The organism is uncultured Treponema sp. (genome assembly GCF_946187725.1).
Taxonomy (GTDB): domain Bacteria; phylum Spirochaetota; class Spirochaetia; order Treponematales; family Treponemataceae; genus Treponema_D.
The window spans coordinates 1-20,670 of sequence record NZ_CAMHSK010000047.1 but is presented as its reverse complement, the minus strand read 5'-3'; the positions used below and the strand labels follow the sequence as shown (position 1 = coordinate 20,670).

At 43.3% G+C, this 20,670-nt stretch carries 17 protein-coding genes and 1 pseudogene; 9 read left to right on the top strand and 9 right to left on the bottom strand.

All coding sequences use genetic code 11. The features are described 5' to 3' along the window. Positions 1-82 precede the first annotated feature (82 nt). On the bottom strand, positions 83-319 hold the full coding sequence (locus Q0Q74_RS12645; RefSeq protein WP_294431392.1) for an OadG family protein: 237 nt from the start codon (positions 317-319) through the stop codon (positions 83-85). Positions 320-524: 205 nt separating this feature from the next. Between Q0Q74_RS12645 and rbr the strand changes: the two genes are divergently transcribed. Then, entirely contained in the window at positions 525-1,067 is a 543-nt protein-coding gene (rbr, locus tag Q0Q74_RS12640) for a rubrerythrin (protein WP_294431390.1), read from the top strand. Between the two features lie 3 nt (positions 1,068-1,070). On the opposite strand, the gene dapB is transcribed toward rbr, so the two are convergent. From dapB to Q0Q74_RS12615, 5 genes are read right to left on the bottom strand one after another with little or no spacing between them, the layout of a single operon-like run. Further along, positions 1,071-1,850, bottom strand: a complete 780-nt coding sequence (dapB, locus tag Q0Q74_RS12635) for a 4-hydroxy-tetrahydrodipicolinate reductase (RefSeq protein WP_294431389.1) — start codon at positions 1,848-1,850, stop codon at positions 1,071-1,073. A gap of 42 nt (positions 1,851-1,892) precedes the next feature. Further along, positions 1,893-2,777 carry a hypothetical protein gene (locus tag Q0Q74_RS12630; protein ID WP_294431386.1) on the bottom strand — a complete coding sequence of 295 codons (885 nt, stop codon included), beginning with the start codon at positions 2,775-2,777 and terminating at the stop codon, positions 1,893-1,895. A gap of 17 nt (positions 2,778-2,794) precedes the next feature. Beyond that, the gene (locus Q0Q74_RS12625) at positions 2,795-3,316 is read right to left on the bottom strand and encodes a cyclic nucleotide-binding domain-containing protein (RefSeq protein WP_294431384.1); all 522 of its coding nucleotides are present in this window, start codon (positions 3,314-3,316) and stop codon (positions 2,795-2,797) included. A gap of 14 nt (positions 3,317-3,330) precedes the next feature. Beyond that, complete coding sequence (locus Q0Q74_RS12620; RefSeq protein ID WP_294431382.1) at positions 3,331-4,524, bottom strand: NAD-binding protein; 1,194 nt, start codon at positions 4,522-4,524, stop codon at positions 3,331-3,333. After that, positions 4,524-5,846, bottom strand: a complete 1,323-nt coding sequence (locus Q0Q74_RS12615; RefSeq protein ID WP_294431380.1) for an aspartate kinase — start codon at positions 5,844-5,846, stop codon at positions 4,524-4,526. Before Q0Q74_RS12615 ends, Q0Q74_RS12620 begins: the two co-directional genes overlap by 1 nt. 95 nt (positions 5,847-5,941) lie before the next feature. Between Q0Q74_RS12615 and Q0Q74_RS12610 the strand changes: the two genes are divergently transcribed. Next, entirely contained in the window at positions 5,942-6,835 is an 894-nt protein-coding gene (locus tag Q0Q74_RS12610) for a prephenate dehydrogenase (protein ID WP_294431379.1), read from the top strand. Positions 6,836-6,876: 41 nt separating this feature from the next. Here the strand turns inward: Q0Q74_RS12610 and Q0Q74_RS12605 are convergent, their stop codons facing one another. Further along, positions 6,877-8,964: a GGDEF domain-containing protein gene (locus Q0Q74_RS12605; RefSeq protein WP_294431378.1), complete on the bottom strand. Its 2,088-nt coding sequence runs from the start codon at positions 8,962-8,964 to the stop codon at positions 6,877-6,879. Positions 8,965-9,052: 88 nt separating this feature from the next. Here Q0Q74_RS12605 and Q0Q74_RS12600 point away from each other — a divergent pair, with 88 nt between their 5' ends. After that, complete coding sequence (locus Q0Q74_RS12600) at positions 9,053-9,586, top strand: adenine phosphoribosyltransferase (protein WP_294431377.1); 534 nt, start codon at positions 9,053-9,055, stop codon at positions 9,584-9,586. A gap of 60 nt (positions 9,587-9,646) precedes the next feature. On the opposite strand, the gene eda is transcribed toward Q0Q74_RS12600, so the two are convergent. Further along, positions 9,647-10,618: a bifunctional 4-hydroxy-2-oxoglutarate aldolase/2-dehydro-3-deoxy-phosphogluconate aldolase gene (eda, locus tag Q0Q74_RS12595; RefSeq protein WP_294431376.1), complete on the bottom strand. Its 972-nt coding sequence runs from the start codon at positions 10,616-10,618 to the stop codon at positions 9,647-9,649. A 158-nt stretch (positions 10,619-10,776) separates the two neighbouring features. On the opposite strand from eda, the gene Q0Q74_RS12590 reads away from it, so the two are divergent. The 6 genes from Q0Q74_RS12590 (at position 10,777) to Q0Q74_RS12565 (ending at position 20,415) form a co-directional block, all read left to right on the top strand. Continuing rightward, positions 10,777-11,688 (top strand): alpha/beta hydrolase, encoded by a 912-nt coding sequence (locus Q0Q74_RS12590; protein ID WP_294431374.1) that lies wholly within the window; start codon positions 10,777-10,779, stop codon positions 11,686-11,688. A gap of 75 nt (positions 11,689-11,763) precedes the next feature. Further along, entirely contained in the window at positions 11,764-14,304 is a 2,541-nt protein-coding gene (leuS, locus tag Q0Q74_RS12585) for a leucine--tRNA ligase (protein WP_294431373.1), read from the top strand. A gap of 177 nt (positions 14,305-14,481) precedes the next feature. Beyond that, positions 14,482-16,608, top strand: coding sequence for a PP2C family protein-serine/threonine phosphatase (locus Q0Q74_RS12580; RefSeq protein ID WP_294431370.1), 2,127 nt, complete (start codon positions 14,482-14,484; stop codon positions 16,606-16,608). Continuing rightward, the gene (locus tag Q0Q74_RS12575) at positions 16,609-17,364 is read left to right on the top strand and encodes an acyl-ACP thioesterase domain-containing protein (RefSeq protein WP_294431369.1); all 756 of its coding nucleotides are present in this window, start codon (positions 16,609-16,611) and stop codon (positions 17,362-17,364) included. Between the two features lie 7 nt (positions 17,365-17,371). Further along, positions 17,372-17,848 carry a hypothetical protein gene (locus Q0Q74_RS12570; RefSeq protein WP_294431367.1) on the top strand — a complete coding sequence of 159 codons (477 nt, stop codon included), beginning with the start codon at positions 17,372-17,374 and terminating at the stop codon, positions 17,846-17,848. Beyond that, on the top strand, positions 17,845-20,415 hold the full coding sequence (locus Q0Q74_RS12565; protein WP_294431365.1) for an ATP-binding protein: 2,571 nt from the start codon (positions 17,845-17,847) through the stop codon (positions 20,413-20,415). Before Q0Q74_RS12570 ends, Q0Q74_RS12565 begins: the two co-directional genes overlap by 4 nt. Positions 20,416-20,485: 70 nt before the next feature. Here Q0Q74_RS12565 and Q0Q74_RS12560 read toward each other — a convergent pair. Next, positions 20,486-20,670 (bottom strand): annotated as a pseudogene (locus Q0Q74_RS12560) (elongation factor P); the annotation flags it as partial.

Here is a 20,670-nt window from a genome sequence, read left to right as displayed (position 1 = left end):
CGAGTAGCGTGAAGAGACTGTGTAGCATCACGCAAAACAAGTTCAGAAATACCAATTTTCTTAGCCATTTTTTATCCCCTATTTAGTTCTTTTCGTGCAATGCAGTTGCGATAGCAGCAACGATTGCTTTTTGGTCTACAGCGGCAGACGGTGCAGCCGCGACATCTGCTTTCGGCTCTTCTTTATCAAGACCTGCAGCATGAACGAAAAGTCGAAGACCGTTCATACAAACAATCATGATAACGAGGAAGCTGAAAACAACACACATACCAAGCAGAGTAAGGATAATACTCTGGTTAAGCATTTCAGCGATTGTCATAATTCCTCCAACGGATATGAATGCATAAAATATAAAATTTGGATAAAATTATACCCGACTTTTCCGATTTACTCAATGTAAGAAAGCGTAAATTTTGACGATAATTTCTAGCATACACTCATGAATTTATATCAAAATTTTCATTTGACTTTTAGATTTTCTCTATTAAAATTAATGCATTATACTTTCCAGGGGGTACTATTTTATGGAAAACATCAAGGGAACACAGACCGAAAAAAATCTTCAGACAGCATTTGCAGGCGAGTCTCAGGCCCGAAACAAATACACTTACTATGCGAGCAAAGCCCGAAAAGACGGATTTGAGCAGATTGCTGACATTTTTGAAGAAACAGCACGCAACGAAAAAGAACACGCAAAAATCTGGTTCAAGCTCTTGCATGACGGCGATGTTCCTTCAACAATCGACAATTTGAAAGATGCCGCTGACGGTGAAAATTTTGAATGGACTGACATGTATGCAGGATTCGCAAAGACTGCTGCAGAAGAAGGCTTCCCAAGAATCGCGAAGCTCTTTGAAATGGTCGGTGCAATCGAAAAAGAACACGAAGAGCGATACCGAAAATTGCTCGACAATGTTACCGGCGAAAAGGTGTTCAGCAAAGACGGCGATGTCATCTGGCAGTGCGCAAATTGCGGTCACATCGTAGTTGGCAAAAAAGCTCCTGGAGCATGCCCGGTTTGTATGCATCCACAGAGCTTCTTTGAAGTCAAAAAGAATAACTACTAGATTTTAGAACAAATCGCTCATGCCGTAGAGTTTTCCTTTTGAAAGGGAACCTGCGGCAATTTTTGCAGCCAGTTTTTCAAGCGCAACCACGCTGCCCCTTGCAAAACCTTCGCGGCTTCGGGCACGATGAGTAAGCTCAATCGAATCAGCTGGTGAATCAAAAAATACAGTGTGTGTTCCAGGCACAGAGCCTACACGGGTAGAAGAAACATGAAGTTCATTTGCCTTTGGCTTTTCGTGGAACGCATCAAACACCATCTCAGTTTTTGATTTATTTCCGTTCATTACACGGCGGGCAACTTCAAGGGCCGTTCCGCTCGGAGAATCAGCTTTCTGATTATGGTGAGCTTCCCAAACCGCAACATCATATTCAGAATACTCAGACATAATTTTGGCAGCTTCTTCAACGATTTTATAGAACATATTCACGCCGATTGAAAAATTTGACGAGCGCATGCAAGTTCCGTTTGATGAAGCACAGAGTTTTTCGATTTCAGCCTCTGACTTTGCCCATCCGGTAGTTCCGCACACAACAGGAAGTCCGAGAGGGATAAGCGCATTTAAATTTCCAAGAACAGCCGTCGGATGAGAAAATTCAATCACTCCGTCAGCACCACTATTTTTTACCGCTTCAGCCACAGCAGCATAATCACCTGCGGCAACAAGATTAGAAGCATCTTTTGAAACAACATCAATGGTAGCAACAACTTCATGCCCCATTGCCTTAGCACAAGTTTCAATCATGTGCCCCATTTTTCCATATCCAACAAGTGCAATTTTCATAATTCACCTCTTTTTTTATGTATTATATAGATAAGACCGAATTTAGAACAGAGAGAAGTATCGCCTGATACCAAGCGAAAATCCCATGAATGTATCATTTTTATTTTCGATGATATCAGAGTCGGGCGCATCATCGGAACAGGAAACGCCAAAGAACTTGAGTGACGCAAAGAATTCATAAGCATTCTGCACGATTCCGATATGCAAATCCCAGTCAAGAGGGAAATAATCTCTATACTGCTGCGTTGCTATTTTCCACTCCAAAACCAGCGGGTCAATCGGATAAGAACGCAGCAAAAGCCCGATACTATAGCCGTTCTTGAATTTCCTTAAATCTTCTCCAAACCAGGTCGAGTACTGAATCAGAAGATTAGCGCTCAAAATGTTCGTCTGCAAAAGCGAAATCTGGCCGCCCAGCTTCAAATTGTCACGCAATCCCTTTTTATTGAAGAAAGTTTCTCCGTCCTGAAAATTGTACAAGGCAAGATTCTCGAAAAAAGGTCCGACATACGGAAAAAGAAGGCCTTCAAAGCGGGTCTCGTTACCTGCCCCAAATCCATGAACATAAACAAGGGAAGTATCAAATGAAAAACGATTGCGGCAGCAGTCGCTCCGGTCACGAACAATATAATTTCCGTCAGCAGGAGAAGAATCCGGGCAATAAGGATAATCAAGGAAACGCACTGTATTCAGCCAGTAATACGCGATTCCCAAGCCGACTACAACAAGAGCAAGAAATGTAGCGAACAAATCATCAGCCGTATCTTTATCTGAATCACGCCCATTTGAATTAAAAGAAAGTGAAGAAAGCCGCCCCCTTTCAGACAGCGAAGACGAAAGAGCAGAAGCCGGAAAAGTAATCGTGCTGGCCGAAAGATTCACCCGAAGCGAAAACAAGATGCAGGCTAAGATGATGATTTTTTTCATATTTGCTCCAAAACGCTTTAATTCACAACTTCATCGAAAAGTGCTTCGTATAAAGTTTCCATATCACTGTTTGCCTTTTTGATTGTAACAGTCATTCTTCTGGCAAGACAGAGCATGACACGATAACCAAGAATTGGCTCTTTTTCGCAAAGTTCCTTAAAACGCTTGCCAGTGATTTCGCAGGTTCGGCAGTCAGTGGTGGCGATAACTGTGGCACCTCGCTTATCAGTGCCGATTAAAGCCGCCTCACCAAAAAAGATTCCCATGTCCGCGCTCAGATTGGCAAGTGCAATCCGGTCTCCAGCCATTGTATTTCTGAAAACCTGAACGCTCCCGGAAGTGAGTATATAAAAGCTTTCGCCGTGCTCGCCCTCTTTTATGATTTCCTCACCAGCTTTGAAAGTGTGAAGACGCAGCTCAGAATAGACCATTCTGAGAATCCGCATGTCGTTCTCATTATCAGCCTTAAAATCCGAAAAAAGCTGAATTTTCAAGAGCTTAGGAAGCACTTCCTCAAAAACATCCAAATTTTCTGCCATAAAAGAATCTCCATTTAATTGCTCACTGCTAATTGCTCACTGCTAACTGTCTTTTTCCCTTTTACGAAAATTGCCTTTGTGTGCGGTTGAATCACGAAATCATCTGCCGGAACAAGAAGCGGATCGTTGCTTTTAAGTGTCTTGATTTTTTTGAGGTTTCCGACAATCTTTTTGACATCGGGATTTTTCTGAGCTTCACGAAGGGCATCCTGCCGCCGCATGTAGAAATTACCTGTATTTTGGAGCAGGCCAATCAAAACAGAGCCGGTCGCAAAAAAACTTCTGAGTTCGGCATAAGTCCTTCCAATATAAGAAGATGGAATATCCTCGATAAGGATTCCAGAATCAGCATCTTCACCAATAAGTTCACGGATTACATTTGAGTAGCCCATGCCGCTTGAAGCCGTCGCAAGAAGACTGTGCTCATATTCGCTTGTAAGAATGATTTCATCACAGTGAGCCATTTCAAGATGACTCTGAAACTTTGAATCGTAAAGTTCTGCCGCAATGTAAAGTTTGGGATTTAAATTCTTCATTGTGAGAACTGCAAGAACGGTGCGGCTGTCCATTTCCATTCTTGAGAAATTCTTTGAGCGGTCAGAAATGATAAGAACCCGCTCTGCATCCTTGATTAAAGCCCGGTTGAGCGTTTCGGCCTCGCTGAAATCCCCGGAAACATACTGCAAATCCTTAAAACGAGCCTGATTGCGGATTTGCTCTATATTTTCGCTTGCCGTATCGTTAATCAATACAATCATGTCTGGGGTGATATCTGGATTTGAGCGGAGAACAGTGTCGAGGATTCGTTCAAATCCCTCTCTGTAACCGCAGAGCAGAAAATGACCTTTTAGATTCTTCATTCTTTTCAACCCCTTGTTTTTTTTCATTTGCATTTCCATGAATATGGAAGCGATTTTACCGGTAAGCGTACTAAAAAGGAGGATTCCTGAAAGGAGAATGATAAAACTGCACAGTCGCCCGATTGGAGTGACCACGCAGATATCATAATAGCCCGCAACGAAAGCGATAAGGAAATTCCACACGCTGTCGCCGTAATTGTTCATCGTAACACCGGCTTCATACCGCCACACGATGTCAATCAGCACAATCATGATGGCGATAAAAGCAACCAGCACATAAGTGAACGGATTCTTCAGGACAGCGAGAAGATTACGCTTTAGGCTGCGGGCAAGTGATTTTTTGGACATTAAAACAATGCCTTGTGCAAAATGCTCACAACATCAGCAGCCTGGCTGTCATCAACGAGCATTGAGATGTTTACCTTGCTTGCGCCCTGTGAAATCATCTGAACATTGATGCCGTTCTCATTGAGTGCCTTGAAAGCATCCTCAAGGATTGAGCTTGAATGTTTTGCATCACAGATGAGGGTAACGATTGCCTTGTTTTTTGTAGCCTTTACTTCAGCGATTCTGCCGATATCTTCAAGAAGACCTGTCAAATCAGCCTTTGTGTTGACCGTGAGTGAAACCGAAACCTCAGAAGTTGCGATTACATCGATTGAAATATTCCATTTGAGGAACTGATTGAAAATGTGCGCCAAAAATCCGCAGGCATTGAGCATTCGGCTTGACTGAATATCAATAAGAGTGACATTTTTAACATTTGTGATTGCAGTGACTCTTGGTGTTTCGCCGGAATGTTTTTCAACGATTACAGAACCTGCACTCTTGATGTTATAGCTGTTCTTTACGCGGACAGGAGTGCCTGTTTTGCGGCAAGGAATCATGCTTCGTGGATGAAGAACCTGAGCACCGAACATTGCAAGTTCCTGTGCTTCTTCGTAAGTGACTTCCGGAACAGTGCGCGCTTCCTTTACGATTCGCGGGTCTGTAGTAAGGATTCCGTCTACATCTTTCCATGTCTGAATTTCGTCGGCCTTCATTGCCGCACCAATCATAGTTGCGCTCAAATCAGAACCACCGCGACCAAGAGTTGTGATAATGCCGTTCTTGTCCTTTGCGATAAAGCCTGTAACAATCGGGATTTCGGTCTGCTTTCCGTTTTTGTAATCGCCGAGAGCCTTAGGGATGTTTTCCCAGACATCATCAAGAAGTTCAGCAGACATGTAATTTGAGTCTGAAACCATGCCGATATCCCAGGCATCATAAAATTTTGCAGGAGTTCCTTCTTTTGCAAGATATGCCGCCATCATGCGGACGCTCATTCGTTCACCGAATGAAACAAGGTAGTCACGAGTGCGTTTGGTAAGTTCGTGGAGCATTGAAATACCGGTAAGCAGGAATTTGAGTTCTTCAAGAAGCTCTTTGATTGCCGGAACATCGATTCCGAGTTCTTTTGCAGTATCGAAATGAAGCTGCTCAACTTTAGCAATATCAACAGTGCCGTTAACAGCCATATCAGCCGCATCAAGAAGATGGTCTGTTGTGTCGCCCATTGCGCTCAAAACAACGACCGGTTTTTCATCTTTGTATGCCTGTATAATAGAAGCAACATGGCGGATTCGCTCCGCATTGGCAACTGAACTGCCACCGAATTTCATTACTATCATAATTGTGTCCTTTTCTTTAATTTTTCTTATAAAAAGCATTTTAACAAAAGATACGATTTGAGACAACTTGCAAAATCTGTGCTATAATCAGATTTATGGAACTAAGAAATGCAACTTACGGAATTGTCGGCCTTGGAATCATGGGCGGTTCCTTCGCAAAATCAATCCGACAGAATATTTTGAGTCAGGCTGGAAGTACTGGTAAAGTTCTTGCCTGCAACCGCAGCACGGCCTGTCTCTCACAGGCAAAATCAGAGGGCGTTGTTGATGAAACCTTTACAAGCGACAGGGTGAGCGAAATGCTTCCTTTGTGCGATGTGCTTTTCATCTGCCTTTATCCTCATGCCACACTCGAATTCATGAAGGAACACCGCGACCACTTCAAAAGCGGTGCAATAGTAACGGACATTTCTGGTGTAAAAGGGATTTTTGAAAAATCAATGCCCGAAATTCTCCGTCCTGATGTTGATTTTATAATCGGTCATCCAATGGCTGGCGGCGAAAAAGAAGGCTATGCAAATTCAAACGCTCAGTTCTTCGTAAACCACAACTATATTCTCTGCCCTTCGGATTTCAACAAGCCCGAAAATCTCGATTTCATGCGTACTCTCGTTGCCGAAATGGGCTTCACAAGAATCACCGAAACCAACTGCGACACGCACGATTATAAAATCGGATTCACGAGCCAGTTATGCCATGTTATTGCAAGTGCCTTGGTCGAAAGTGCCGAAGACCCCGAAATCACTGCATTCGGTGGCGGAAGTTTTGAAGATTTGACAAGAATCGCAATGATTAACGCACCGCTCTGGACAGAGCTTTTTATCTCCAACAAAGAAAAACTCATCAATCATATTGAGAATTTTGAAAAGCAGATGGAAAGATTCAAAAAATACATCGCCGAAGAAGATTCTGAAAAGCTCAAGGATATGCTCACCCACACGAGGGAACAGCGCCTCAAAATGGGAGCAATCCGCACCGTTAAAAAATAGCTGGGGGCTAGCCTAGTGCGCCGGGTGCTGAGCAGCCCGGTCTATTCAACCATATCCACGATTGAGAACGCATTTTTGCCGGATTTTTTGACTTTGTACAATCCCTGGTCAGCCGCGTTATAAATCTTCTCAAAAGTGCCCGGTGACTGCGGACCTTTGCAATAACTGATTCCGATTGAGCAGGTGACATTGATACCGATTCCGCTCTTTTCGAAGTAATCTTTGATTGCAATCTGCAGGATTCGCATTTTTCGCTTCAATGCATTGAGGTCTGAAACATTCCGCATGAAGACGGCAAATTCGTCACCACCCATGCGGCCCTTTAAGTCACCGCCACGGAATGTTGAAAGCAGGATATTTGCCACGGAAACAATTACATAATCACCTTTTGCGTGGCCAAGCAAGTCGTTTACTGCCTTAAAGTTATCGATATCAATCATTATGAACACACCGATTTCATTATCACCCTGATGCGAAAGAATTCCATTGACCATGCGCTCAAATGCAATATGATTGAAAAGACCCGTCATCGAATCACGGTTCGCAAGGTTCATTGCCTGCTGGATTTCGCGGTCTTTCTTTTGTTTAGTGTGCATCATTAATAGAAGGAAAATGGTCGTTGCCAAAAGAAGAACGAAAATCGCGCATAAAATGCAGAACACAATCAAATGCTTTTTGATAAATGCAACAAGGCTGAGATTTGCATTCATGTTTCGTTCCATGAAATTCTCGAACATCGAGGAAGTGAGCGTGTAAATCGATTTATCAAGGACTCCGGCAAGTTCACTGCCATGTTTGCGGGAAATTCCAATCGAGACAGAAACTGAATAACCCTCGTCCGAGACAGTGAGTTTTGTACAAAGCCGGTTCATGATGTAATATTCGACTTCAAGCAAAGGCATCAGCGTGAAATAATTGCTGTTTTTTTCTAGGGCTTCAAAACATTCGGCGGCCGTATCAAAATCAATTGTCTGCGTGATGTTGAAATGTGATTCGATGTAATTGTTTGAATACTGACGGCCTTTTATTCGTGCAAAAACCGCACCTTCATCAAGTTTTGCCTTTAAGTTTTTGACGCATACAATTTTTTGTGAAAGAAGGCTGCTCGTGGGTTTGATTAAAGCCAAATCTTCAGGAGAGATAAACTCATTTACGGCATAGATAATATCGGCATCCCCGTCTCTAACCAGGGATAAAGCTTCTGAATAAGTGTGAACCGGAATGTATGAGAGTTTGACTCCGATATTGCGCGCAATTGTTTCAATCTGATCGATTATGATTCCACCGAATTTTCCGTCATTGAGGGCACAGTACGGGGCTTCCTTCATGACAGCCGCAATAATCCAATTTTTGTTATTTTTGATATAGTCAAGTTCCTTGGGAGTAAACTTGTTTGCTGAATAGCGGGCAGAAGGCACATAGCGGGAACGAAGACTTGAAACAAAAGAAGGATGAAGAAGGAAAAGCATCGAAAGCGCGGAATTCAAATCATCAAAAACAGCCTTGTTTGCCTTTGTGCTTACAAGATACATGAAAGTGTTTTCGATTGTGGCAACAACAGAAAAATCCTGCGGAACAGTAAAATCAATATCAGCGTAAACATCGATTTTTTCTTCTATTAAATCAGCATGGATTTGCTCAAAAGTGTCATAGTAAAAATAAGTGGCCGTAATATTCTGATTTCTTACATAATCGAAAACTTTTTGCCTTAATCCTTCGGGGCCATGATTCATAATTCCGATACGAAGATTTTTCATATCAGGCACGCGATTGGAAGCAAGAACCATAGAACCGACAGCACTCGGAACGGCAGAAATCAGAAGATTTCCATTGATGTCAGCGTCACGTCCAAAAACAGGAATTATGTCGATTTTGCCTTCTTTGAGCGCGGGAAGAATATGTTCCAGATCTACTTTAACATATTCAAAATTGTAGTCACAATAGCGGTTAAGATTGTCCAAAAATTCAGACACATACGACGATGCTCCGTCATTACCGGTGCGCTCATAAAGCACATCGCTGTCAACCTGAGGAACTCTGACAGTCCTTGACGGAACCTTTTCTGCACACAACGGCAAAAGCCCCGAGAAAAAGACGATGAAGCAGATGGAAAGCCGTATAAATCTCATTTTAATATTATAGCATAGGATTTATTTTTTTGGCAGTTTTTTTTCTGTGATAGACAAAATCCCCCTCATAATGCTACAATAATTCGTTATGAACAAAGACGAACTTTTGGACAAGGCAATCCGCCGCGTGCCAGATTTCCCTAAACCGGGAATCTTATTTTTTGATGTTACAAGCATTCTCACGAATCCGGCCGCTTTCAAGCACACACTTGACCGCATGGTTGAAATCTACTCAGCAAAAAAAATTGACGCAATCGCAGCCGTTGAATCACGAGGATTTGTATTTGGTGCGCCTCTGGCAGAAAGGCTTGGACTCCCGCTCGTATTGATTCGCAAAAAAGGAAAGCTCCCAGGCGATGTCTACAGTGCCAGCTATTCTCTTGAATACGGTGAAGCCACAATTGAAGCACACAAGGCCGACATCGAAAAGGGTAAAACCTATCTCGTAATCGATGATTTAATCGCAACAGGCGGCACACTTACAGCCAGCAAAAACCTCATCGAACAGGGCGGCGGTACCGTTGCAGAATTCTTCGGCGTAATCGGCATCCCAGAGCTGAATTACAAAGAAGCCCTCGCCCCCACCCCAGTCACAACTTTGATTGATTTGTCAGAAAAATAAAATCGGAACAAAAAAATACCCTCGGTTCATCGCCGAGGGTTTCTTGTTTATAGGCTTAGATTATGCGCGTTTCAAGTGGATTGCAAAGCCGCCTACTTCTTTGTCGAGGTAAACAACTTTGAGTGGAGAAGCGTTTTCTTTCCCCATCCATTTTGCTGTTTCCATGACAGGTTTGAATCCGTATGGCTCAAGGAATGCAAGTGCGCGCTCAACATTGTTGCAAACCATTGAGATGTGACCGTGAGTTCCGCGGCCGTTCTCTTTCATGATTTCAACCTGCTCAGAAGCGAAGATTGAAGAGTTGCCGAATTTTGAAGCGAATCCGAAGAGCTCGAACTGAGCTGCAATTTCTTTTGCTTCAGCTTCGTTCTTTGCATTGATTCCCATGTGATCAATGTGGAAGTTGTGCATTGCTTTTACAGCGTCTTTACAAATCTGAGTGATTTCGTCCCATTTGCAGCCTTCGATAAGAGGCTTTTTAACCATCCATGTTCCGCCCATGCAGAGGATGTTCTTGCGTTTTGCATACTCGCCGACGTTCTCAGTTGTTACGCCGCCAGTTGGCATGAATGTACACTGTGGGAAAGGACCGCCGAAGTCATCGATGATTTTGTATCCGCCCTTGCGTTCTGCAGGGAAGAGTTTGAGATGTGTAACGCCCTTGTTGATACAAGCTGTGATTTCTGATGGATTTGAGATTCCAGGCATTGTCGGAATGTTGTTTTTGATACACCAGTCAACTACATCTGGGTTGTATCCTGGGCTGACGATAAATTTTGCTCCAGCCTTAACAGCCTTTTCTGCCTGCTCGACATTGAGGACAGTACCTGCACCAACGAGCATGTTTGGTTCAGCCTTAATCATTGCCTCGATAGCTTCTGCCGCACATGCAGTACGGAAAGTTACTTCGCTTGCTGGCAATCCGCCCTTTACAAGTGCATGTGCCAAATCAGCTGCCTTTGAAGCGTCTTCGATTGCAACAACAGGAATAATACCGATATCACGGAATGTGTCATAAATGTCTTTTGCCATTTCCAGCTCCTATATAATCAAATTAATTCTTCTATATATTATAATTGAATTCAGTTTTTTGCTTTGATAAAAACTTACCAATATTTTCAAAAAAAAGTCTTTTAAAGTGCCGGATTCACACTTGTAAAAATTTTGTCGTCTGATAAACTTAATTCACTATGCTGAACAATAATAATTTGAGCTTCGAAGAAAAAATCAAAAATCTGCGTATAAGCTGGGAAGCCAGTGATAAAAAACGCGATGCAGGTCTTACCGAACCAGAGCATTTAAAAACCTTCTACAACATTTCATACGGCCCGCACGGTGAAAGCAATCTCCTCGACATTTACATGCCGGACAACATAAATCAAAAAAACAGCACAATCGTTAACATTCATGGCGGCGCATGGATTTACGGCAGCAAAGAAATTTACAAATTCTACTGCATGGCGCTTGCTACGCGGGGATTTGTCGTTGTAAACATCAATTACCGTCTTGCCCCGGAAAATCTTTTTCCAAAAGCACTTGAAGACATCAATCAGGCACTTACTTTCATCGAAAAACATGGCGAAGAATATTGCGTCGACAAAGAAAATCTCATTCTTGTCGGAGATTCCGCAGGCGGTCAGCTCACAAGCCATTATGCAGCGATTTTCACAAATCCAGAATTCGCAAAGCTTTATGATTTTACGCTACCGAATATAAAAATCCGGGCTGTCGGCTTAAACTGCGGTCTCTACAATCCAAAATCAGCAATCTTAAACAGCACTGACAGTCATTACAAAATCTATCTTGGAGAAGATGCCAATTATTCAAACAAAGAGCTCATGAACAAAATCGATGTTTTCTCGCACATCACTTCAAATTTCCCGCCGGCATTCATCACAAGCAGTTACAGGGATTTCCTTCTTCACGAAGCCCAGCCGATGTATGATTTATTAAAAAGTAAAGGCGTTGAAGCAGAGATAAAAATCTACGGAAACAAAGACAACCCGAAAATCGCTCATGTATTTCATGTGAACTGCAAGCTCCCCGAAGCAAAGCTCTGCAACGACGAAGAATGCGAATTCTTCAGGCGATTTATAAATTAAACAGCAGAATATAGAAAAACTTCTCTGTTTTTGATAAAATGCTTTCATTATTTTTAAAGAATCAGAGGCATTTAAATGTATCCTTTTCAGAACATCGAACCAAAATGGCAGAAATACTGGGACGAGCACAAAACTTTCCGTGCCGTCGAAGATGAATCAATTCCAAAAGAAAAACGACGCTATGTTCTTGATATGTTCCCTTATCCAAGTGGAGCCGGCCTTCATGTAGGTCATCCGGAAGGCTACACAGCTACCGACATCTACTGCCGCTTTTTGCGCATGAGGGGCTACAATGTTCTTCATCCGATGGGATACGATGCATTCGGTCTTCCTGCAGAAAACTACGCAATCAAAACAGGCACACACCCTGCAACTACAACAAACGCAAACATCGAGCACTTTACTCAGCAGATTAAGGCCCTCGGTTTCTCTTATGACTGGGACCGCGAAATCCGCACATGTACACCGGATTACTACAAATGGACTCAGTGGATTTTCCTCCAGCTCTTTAAGAAGGGCTTGGCTTACGAAGCTGAGACTCCAATCAACTGGTGTCCAAGCTGTCTTACTGGTCTTGCAAACGAGGAAGTAAAAGAAGGTCACTGTGACCGATGTGGCGCTCAGGTTACTCACAAAGTAATCCGCCAGTGGATTCTCAAAATCACAGCTTATGCAGACCGCCTGCTCGAAGACCTGGAAGGCCTGGACTGGCCGGAAAGCGTTAAGGCTATGCAGCGCAACTGGATTGGCCGCTCAGAAGGTGCAGAAGTCAACTTCACTGTTGCCGACAAAGACGGAAAACCAACTGACCAGAAACTCACAGTCTACACAACCCGCTGTGACACACTCTTCGGTGCAACTTACATGGTAATCTCACCGGAGCACAAGCTTGTTTCTTCCCTCACAACTCCAGAACAGAAAGAAGCAGTTGAAAAATATGTTGAGGCAGCCGCAAAGAAATCTGACCTTGAACGCACAGACCTTGCAAAAGACAAGACCGGTGTATTCTCAGGAAGCTACGCAATCAACCCTGTAAACGGCAAGCTCATTCCAATCTGGATTGCAGACTATGTTCTTATTTCTTACGGAACTGGTGCAATCATGGCCGTTCCAGCACACGACACACGAGACTGGGATTTCGCAAAGAAGTTCGGTCTTCCAATCATCGAAGTACTCAAGAGCGAAGTTGACGTTCAGAAACAGGCTTGGACAGAAGACGGAATCCATGTAAACTCAGACTTCCTCAACGGTCTCAACAAAAAAGACGCAATCGCAAAGATGCTCGAATTCCTGGGCGAAAAGGGAATCGGCAAAAAGGCCGTAAACTACAAGCTCCGTGACTGGGTATTCAGCCGCCAGCGATACTGGGGTGAGCCAATTCCTCTGGTACACTGCCCGGACTGTGGCATCGTTCCAATCCCAGAAGAAGAACTCCCGCTTGAATTGCCGAATGTCAAAACTTATCAGCCAACAGGCACTGGCGAGTCTCCATTGGCAGGAATCGATTCATGGGTAAACTGCAAATGTCCTAAGTGCGGAAAAGACGCAAAACGCGAAACAAACACAATGCCTCAGTGGGCAGGAAGCTGCTGGTATTACCTGCGCTACATCGACCCAACGAACACAAAATGCTTTGCTGACAAGGCAAAAGAAAGCTACTGGATGCCGGTTGATTTGTATGTAGGTGGTGCAGAGCATGCCGTTCTTCACCTTCTCTACGCACGATTCTGGCACAAAGTTCTTTATGATTTGGGAGTTGTCTCAACAAAAGAGCCGTTCCAGCGTCTTATCAACCAGGGCATGATTACATCATTCGCATTCCAGAGAAAATCAAAGTCACTCGTCGCTGTTGATATGGTTGACGAAAAAGACGGCAAGTTCTATTCAAAGGAAGATGGCGAAGAGCTTGAGCGCGTAATCGCAAAGATGTCAAAATCTCTCAAAAACGTCGTAAACCCAGACGAGATGATTAAGAACTACGGAGCTGACAGCGTTCGTATGTACGAGATGTTCATGGGACCGCTCACAGTTTCAAAACCGTGGAACACACAGGGCTTAATCGGCGTAAACCGCTTCCTCGACAAAATCTGGACATTGAGCGACAAGCCTTTGACAGACATTGACATCAAAGGAAAGCTCGACAAAGACCTTGCCGCCCTCCGCAAAACTTATGCGAAGACTGTCAAAAAGGTCACAGAGGACACAAACAACCTCGACTTCAATGTAGCGATTTCTCAGATGATGATTTTCGTGAACGAAGCAAGCAAGTTCGACTCACTTCCACGCGAAATGTGGGAAGGATTTGTTCTTCTTCTCGCTCCATATGCACCACACTTGGGCGAAGAGCTTTGGGAAAAACTCGGTCACAAAGAAAGCTGTGCTTATGCAAAATGGCCTGAGTTCAGCGAAGAGTTCTGCAAGGACGACACAAAAGAGTTCCCCGTCATGATTAACGGCAAACTCCGTGCAAAATTCGAAGCCGCTGCAAACGCAGACAACGCAACTCTCGAAGCAATGGCAAAAGAGACCGAAGGCTTCAAAAAGTTCACCGAAGGAAAGACAGTTAGTAAAATAATTGTTGTACCAGGCAAATTAGTGAATGTTGTTGTAAAATAAAAATTAGCAGTGTGCAATTATTACGGGACATCGTAACGCTCGTCCCTCAAGTTCTATTGCTCGCCTAAAAAAGATTTTCCCTCAGTTCAATTGTACAAACAACTGGACTGAGGTATTTTTTTGTGCGGCTTCTTTTTTTCAGTTTGTTTTTCGCGGGGCATGTGATATAATTTATCTGTGTTGAAAAAAAAGCTTTTTTTAAGTTTCTTCTTTCTCGCCCTGATTTTTACCTCCTGTGCCAGCTACAAGGATTTTGCACAGGTAAGCCTTGATTTAACAGACAGTTTTTATTGGGCACCATGCACAAAAGAATGCACTGTCCAAGACGCAGAAAATGCTGTTTTTCAAAAATTCTCCACCAAAGGAATGAGCAACATCCGTGATGTAATATCCGGCAAGCACGACTATGTGTGGCTTAAAATCAACTTCTGTCTGCCAGAATTTTTAAGAGAGAAGCAACTCGGTCTTTTCATCTCCTACCTGCATTTTGCGGACAAAGTATGGGCCAACGGTATTTATGTGGGCGGCTACGGTAATTTTCCACCAAACGAACGAAGCCCTCTCTGGGAACCGCACCTTTACGCAATCTCTAAAGAAGCACTTAACGCAACAGAGCAGAATACAATCTTAATCAAAGTCTATTGCAAGGGCAGAGCCGGCATTTCTGACAAAGTTATTCTTGGAGCATACGATAAAATCAGGGAAATCCACCGCTTCCGCATATTCCTTCAGTCGAGCATATACATTTTTGCAGAAGGCGCAATGTTCTTCGCGGCAGTTTCCTTCTTCCTTATCTACATCTGGCGCAAAAAAGAAAAGGAATACATTACCTTCTCTTGCATAAGCCTTTCATCAATGATGCTTACAACACCTTTTATCGCGCCGGACATTCCTCTGATTTACCCGAACCCTGTTCCATATCTGTTTTTCTTAAAAGTCACTTTTGGCGAAGGGCTTTATCTGATTGTATATTTCCTTTCAATACTGAACTTTGAATTCCTCAAGAAAAAAACACCCGAACCAATCAGAATTACGCGTATTGTCATATTGATTTTATCTACGCTTCCGACCGTCCTCGCTCCGAATCTTGACGCACTCACAAAAATCTGTCCGTTCACACTTGCACTCTCAATAATTCAGCTTGTGCTTCCATTCGTATATTTTGTCTTCACCAAAGATATAATCGGTACGAACAATAAAATACGCCTGAGAGTCAGCAAAGACTTCAGGGTTTTGAGTTCAGCTTTCATTCCGCTTGTCCTGGCAATTCCTCTCGACATAATCATAAAGCTCGTTTTGAAGAAAGTTGATCATCCGTATCTCTCGCTGATTGGATGGATGCTTACAATCCTCAATTTCATCCTCATTATCTCAAACCGCTATAACCGTGCAGTCGTTCAAAACGAATACCTGAATGTTCAGCTCCGCAATGAAGTTGAAAAGCAAACACTTGAGCTCTCTCAGAAAAACACAAAACTCGAAGAAGAAATAAGACGCGCCGAAACAGACCTTGAAATGGCATCGGTCGTACAGAAAAAATTCTTCCCCTATCCGCCCAAAAGCCTTCGTGGCTGGGACATCGCCGTCAGCTACAGTCCGCTCGACAAAGTTTCCGGTGATATGTACGATTTCTACACAAAATATGAAAATCTCAATGGATTTTCGCTGTTTGATGTTTCAGGCCATGGAGTTGCGGCGAGCCTTATCACCATGCTTGCAAAAAATATCGTCTACCAGTCGTTTTTACGCAACCGCAAAAAGAACGAGACTGTTTCCAGAACGCTTTATGAAATCAACAAAGAAATCATCGAAACAAAGGGCGAAATCGAAAATTATCTCACAGGTCTCATGTTCAGGTTCGGGGATTTTGACGAAAAAGACGAGTGCATAGTTGAAATGGCAAACGCCGGTCATCCTAATCCGATTCTCTACTCGGCAAAAAGCACGACTTGCGGTGAAATTGAATCAGGAAGCGCCGAAGAACACCACGGAGCAATCGGCTTGGATTTCATAACGGTTTCATTCCCGCAACGGACTTTCACTATGGCTCAATCAGACATTTTGCTGTTTTACACTGACGGATTAACCGAAGGCCGCAATTCTCAAAATGAAATGTTCGGAAAAGAGCGCGTGCAGCAAATCCTTAAAGCTGAGCACGAACATGACGCGCAGACAATCATGAACGCGATAATCGAGGAATATCAAGAATTCACGCAAGGTGTAAAGCGCGACGATGATATCACGATTGTAATAATGAAGAGAGAAAATTCAGCAGATTATATAGAAGAATTGATGGAGATTTAAATGATAACACAAAAGCAATGGTACGATGACGACGGAATCACTTTCCATTCAGAACACAAGGTTCAATTCTCACAAAGCGACTCACTCAAAAAAATGAGTCTGTATGAGCTGCTCAAAGTAACGAGCGATATGGCTGTTGAAGATTATGCACAGCGGGGCATGGACAGAGACACTCTCACTCAAAACGGCTATGCCTGCCTTGTTTCGCGGGTTGCCTTCAGATTCCACAGATTTCCGCGCGAAAACGAAAACTATGTGTTTACGACCTATGAAGAAAAAGCAGAACCATTGCAGCTTGTAAGGGCTTACGAATTCACTGCAAGTGACGGCACCCCGCTGATTACGGGATTGAGTTCCTGGCTTCTGGTTGACCCGGTCGCGCACAGAATCATACCGACCAAAAAATTTGATATGCGAAAGCCAGTCGAAACTTCAAAAGAACATGACTGTCTGAAGTACGGAAAAATTCCAATTCCTGAAGAGCTGGAGCTTTGGGATGAAAGAACAATCAAATACTCAGAAATTGACGGCAATAATCATGTGAATAATGCAAGATATGGCGCTTTCGTGGCAGATTCAATTCCAGAAAATATGCGGGATTTTGCCTTCACGGATTTCCGGCTCAACTACGCAAAAGAAGCAAAACTCGGCCAAAAACTGAGCATTTACGGCAAAGTAAACGAGGCTGAAAAAAAACTTACGATTGTCGGCAAAACAGAAGAAGGTACCTCATTCGAGGCGGAGCTTTACTGGTAAACAAAACTTGAAAAGACGCTTTTTCATTCTTTTTATCGCATTTTTCTCAATCAATATGCTCGCATCTGCTCAGTCGGATTCAAAAAGCATACACTCTTTCAACGGCATGAGGATTGCAAGAACACAAGAGCCTTTTCAAGTCATTTTTATCGATGCTAATCAATCTTTCGTAAGAATCATATTCAACAGTCCGGTCAACCCAAACACCGTCAGAAAAAAGGACATTTTCATAAACGGCCTTTCACTCGAAGAATTCGACCAGAACGCAAAAATCCGATTCAATACGAGCGGAAGGCTCCTTGAGATTCAAACTTCACTGCCAGCAGATTCAGAATCAGTAATTGAATTCAATGGGGCAAGAAGCTTTGACGAATTCCCCCTTAAAAGCAAACGATTTCCGTCAATCAAACCGGGATTTCGTCACGAATACAATAAAACCTCAGAAGCCGAAATAATCTTACCCAAGGAGGAAAAATCAAAATGAAGTCATTAGCCCAAAAAATCGCCCTTCAGTTCTTCCTCGTGCTGGCAGTCCTCGTACTTGGCATTTCAGCTATTCTCGTATCAATCGTTGCATCAAATATCCGTAAAATAAAAGATGCTGACATAAACGCTGCACTGACTACAATCAGCAATGCGGTCAAAAACGACGAATCAATCTACACGGCAGAAAGTGAAATTCCTTACTATATAACATACACAATCTATGATGCAGAAACAAAGGAAGTCATAGCGACAAATTCACCATTTATTCCGATTTTGCCCGAAACGAACGGAAAAGCCACCGCCCGCACCGAAAAAGATTTTTTTACCGACGGTGACCTCAACATCATCTATAACACGGTACGAATTGAAAAAGAAAACGCAACCTATGTGATTCAGCTTTCAAATTCACTCAAAGAAGACGAGCTTTTTGATATTTACAAGTTTATCGCACCAAAAGTTCTAGCGACAATCTTCATTCCGCTGCTTGTTATCTCGTATCTCGCGGCGTTCATAATCGCAAAACTCACACTCCGTCCAATCATCAGGATGACAAAGGCGGCCGCGAATATCTCAAGTTCCAATTTGGATGCAATGCTTGCTGTCAGTTCACGGCACGATGAGCTAGATTCCCTCGCCAGCACTTTCAATGAACTTTTTTCACGGCTAAAACAGGATTTTATTTCGGTAAACGCGGCAAACAAGGCAAAAACGAAATTTTTAAGCAACATGAGCCATGAAATCCGAACGCCTATCAATGCGGTTCTTGGACTCGACGAAATGATTCTCCGGGAAAGCACTGAACCCATCATTCAAAACTACGCCCGTGACATTCAATCGAGCGGAAAATCACTTCTTTCAATCATAAACGACATCCTCGACTTCTCCAAAATTGAAGCCGGCAAAATGGAAATTATTCCTGTTGATTACGATTTGTGCCTTACGGTAAAAGATTTGATAAATATGTCGGAAACGCGCGCACAGAAGAAGGGCCTTGATTTCATCGTCAACATAGACAAAAAGATTCCGCACAAACTGCACGGCGATGAAATTCGAATCAAACAGTGCATTCTTAACATCCTCTCCAACGCAATCAAATACACAATCACGGGTTCAGTAACCATGAACATCAGCTTCGAAAAATCACTAAACCCGCTTGAAAAAAACACCATCTATCTTAAAATACAGGTAATCGACACAGGCATCGGCATTAAAGAAGAAGAGATTCAAAAAATCTTCTCGCCGTTTGAACGGGCTGAAGAACGAAGGAACCGTTCAATCGAAGGAACCGGCTTAGGAATGAGCATTGTAAAAAGTCTCCTGTCGCAAATGGGAAGCCACCTTGAAGTAAAGAGCGAATACGGCAAGGGCAGCGATTTTTCATTCGTAATTGAACAGGAAGTGCTTGATTGGGAAGAAATCGGCGACTACGAAGAACGGAATGCGAAGCTGGAAGAAGAACAGGCCGTCTACAAAGAGAGTTTCCAGGCCCCCGATGCACATATACTCGCAGTTGACGATACACCGCTCAACCTCATTGTAATTTCAGGCCTTTTAAAAAACACGCGGATTCAGATAGACACGGCAGAAAGCGGATTCGATGCGCTCAAAATGGCACGCGACAAAGAATACGACATACTTTTGATTGACCATCGAATGCCAAAAATGGACGGAATTGAAATGCTCCATGTCCTTCGTGGAGACGAATCGAGCAAAAATCAGCATACGACCTGCATTGCGCTGACGGCAAATGCAATTTCGGGCGCAAGGGAAATGTATCTTGAAGCGGGATTCAAAGATTATCTTTCAAAGCCAATCGAAGCAAGCGCCCTTGAGGAAATGCTGCTTCACTATCTTCCCAAAGAAAAAGTTTTCCATGAAGGCGATGAAGGCTATATTGAGCAAGAAAAACAGACCTGGGATGGGGTTGAACGAAGAAAACCGCCGACAACAGGCAAAGAGATTATGGCCGTTCTCGAACTCTGGCAGGAGCTTTTTGACACAGACATTGCATCCGCCATTCACAACTGTACTTCCGGTGAAGTCTTCATGAATGCAGTGCGCAGTTTCTATGACTCAATCGAAGAAAAGGCTGATCTTATTGCGCAATTTGCAAGCGAAAGTGACTGGAATAATTACACCGTTTTGGTTCATGCACTCAAAAGCAGCGCAAGGCTCATCGGGGCAGAAGTTCTTTCGGAAAAAGCGGCTTTTCTCGAACGATACGGCGACAAGGCAAAAGACGGAGACACAGAAGCAATTCGTGCAATTCATGATATGACAGGCGAAGTTCTCTCTCTCTACAAAAGCTACATAAAAAAGCTCGCACCACTCCTCGGAAAAGGCACAGAAGCAGAAACGCTCCCGCAGATAAAAGAATCAGAATTTCAGGACGCAATGAACGCGCTCAAAGAAGTTGTATCTGTTTATGATTTTGACAGCGCTGACTCCATAATCGCAGAGCTTGAAAAATTCAGCATTCCGCCACAGTTCAGCGAAAAATACCAGAAAATAAAAAAAGCAGTGCAATCCGTTGATCAAAACGAAATAATGACACTACTCGGATAAAAAAATCCCCGCATCGGACACAGCCATTTCAGCCTGTTTGATGCGGGGTAAAAAGAGCTTTAAGTTCTAATTAGTCCTTTGCGCGCTCTACGAATGAACCGTCGCGTGTATCGATTACGATGCGGTCATCTGTGTTACAGAACAATGGAACTTTAACTTCCATACCTGTGTCGAGGGTAGCAGGTTTTGTTGATTTTCCTGATGTATCACCCTTAACGCCTGGCTCACAGTATGTGATTGTGCGAGTTACCTGGA

Excerpts from the sequence above, each read along its gene's own strand:
- Q0Q74_RS12645 (WP_294431392.1), bottom strand. The coding sequence starts at position 319 with ATGACAATCGCTGAAATGCTTAACCAGAGTATTATCCTTACTCTGCTT.
- Q0Q74_RS12615 (WP_294431380.1), bottom strand. The coding sequence starts at position 5,846 with ATGATAGTAATGAAATTCGGTGGCAGTTCAGTTGCCAATGCGGAGCGA.
- Q0Q74_RS12625 (WP_294431384.1), bottom strand. The coding sequence starts at position 3,316 with ATGGCAGAAAATTTGGATGTTTTTGAGGAAGTGCTTCCTAAGCTCTTG.
- eda (WP_294431376.1), bottom strand. The coding sequence starts at position 10,618 with ATGGCAAAAGACATTTATGACACATTCCGTGATATCGGTATTATTCCT.
- Q0Q74_RS12620 (WP_294431382.1), bottom strand. The coding sequence starts at position 4,524 with ATGTCCAAAAAATCACTTGCCCGCAGCCTAAAGCGTAATCTTCTCGCT.
- rbr (WP_294431390.1), top strand. The coding sequence starts at position 525 with ATGGAAAACATCAAGGGAACACAGACCGAAAAAAATCTTCAGACAGCA.
- Q0Q74_RS12605 (WP_294431378.1), bottom strand. The coding sequence starts at position 8,964 with ATGAGATTTATACGGCTTTCCATCTGCTTCATCGTCTTTTTCTCGGGG.
- Q0Q74_RS12610 (WP_294431379.1), top strand. The coding sequence starts at position 5,942 with ATGGAACTAAGAAATGCAACTTACGGAATTGTCGGCCTTGGAATCATG.
- Q0Q74_RS12590 (WP_294431374.1), top strand. The coding sequence starts at position 10,777 with ATGCTGAACAATAATAATTTGAGCTTCGAAGAAAAAATCAAAAATCTG.
- Q0Q74_RS12565 (WP_294431365.1), top strand. The coding sequence starts at position 17,845 with ATGAAGTCATTAGCCCAAAAAATCGCCCTTCAGTTCTTCCTCGTGCTG.
- Q0Q74_RS12575 (WP_294431369.1), top strand. The coding sequence starts at position 16,609 with ATGATAACACAAAAGCAATGGTACGATGACGACGGAATCACTTTCCAT.
- dapB (WP_294431389.1), bottom strand. The coding sequence starts at position 1,850 with ATGAAAATTGCACTTGTTGGATATGGAAAAATGGGGCACATGATTGAA.
- Q0Q74_RS12600 (WP_294431377.1), top strand. The coding sequence starts at position 9,053 with ATGAACAAAGACGAACTTTTGGACAAGGCAATCCGCCGCGTGCCAGAT.
- Q0Q74_RS12630 (WP_294431386.1), bottom strand. The coding sequence starts at position 2,777 with ATGAAAAAAATCATCATCTTAGCCTGCATCTTGTTTTCGCTTCGGGTG.
- leuS (WP_294431373.1), top strand. The coding sequence starts at position 11,764 with ATGTATCCTTTTCAGAACATCGAACCAAAATGGCAGAAATACTGGGAC.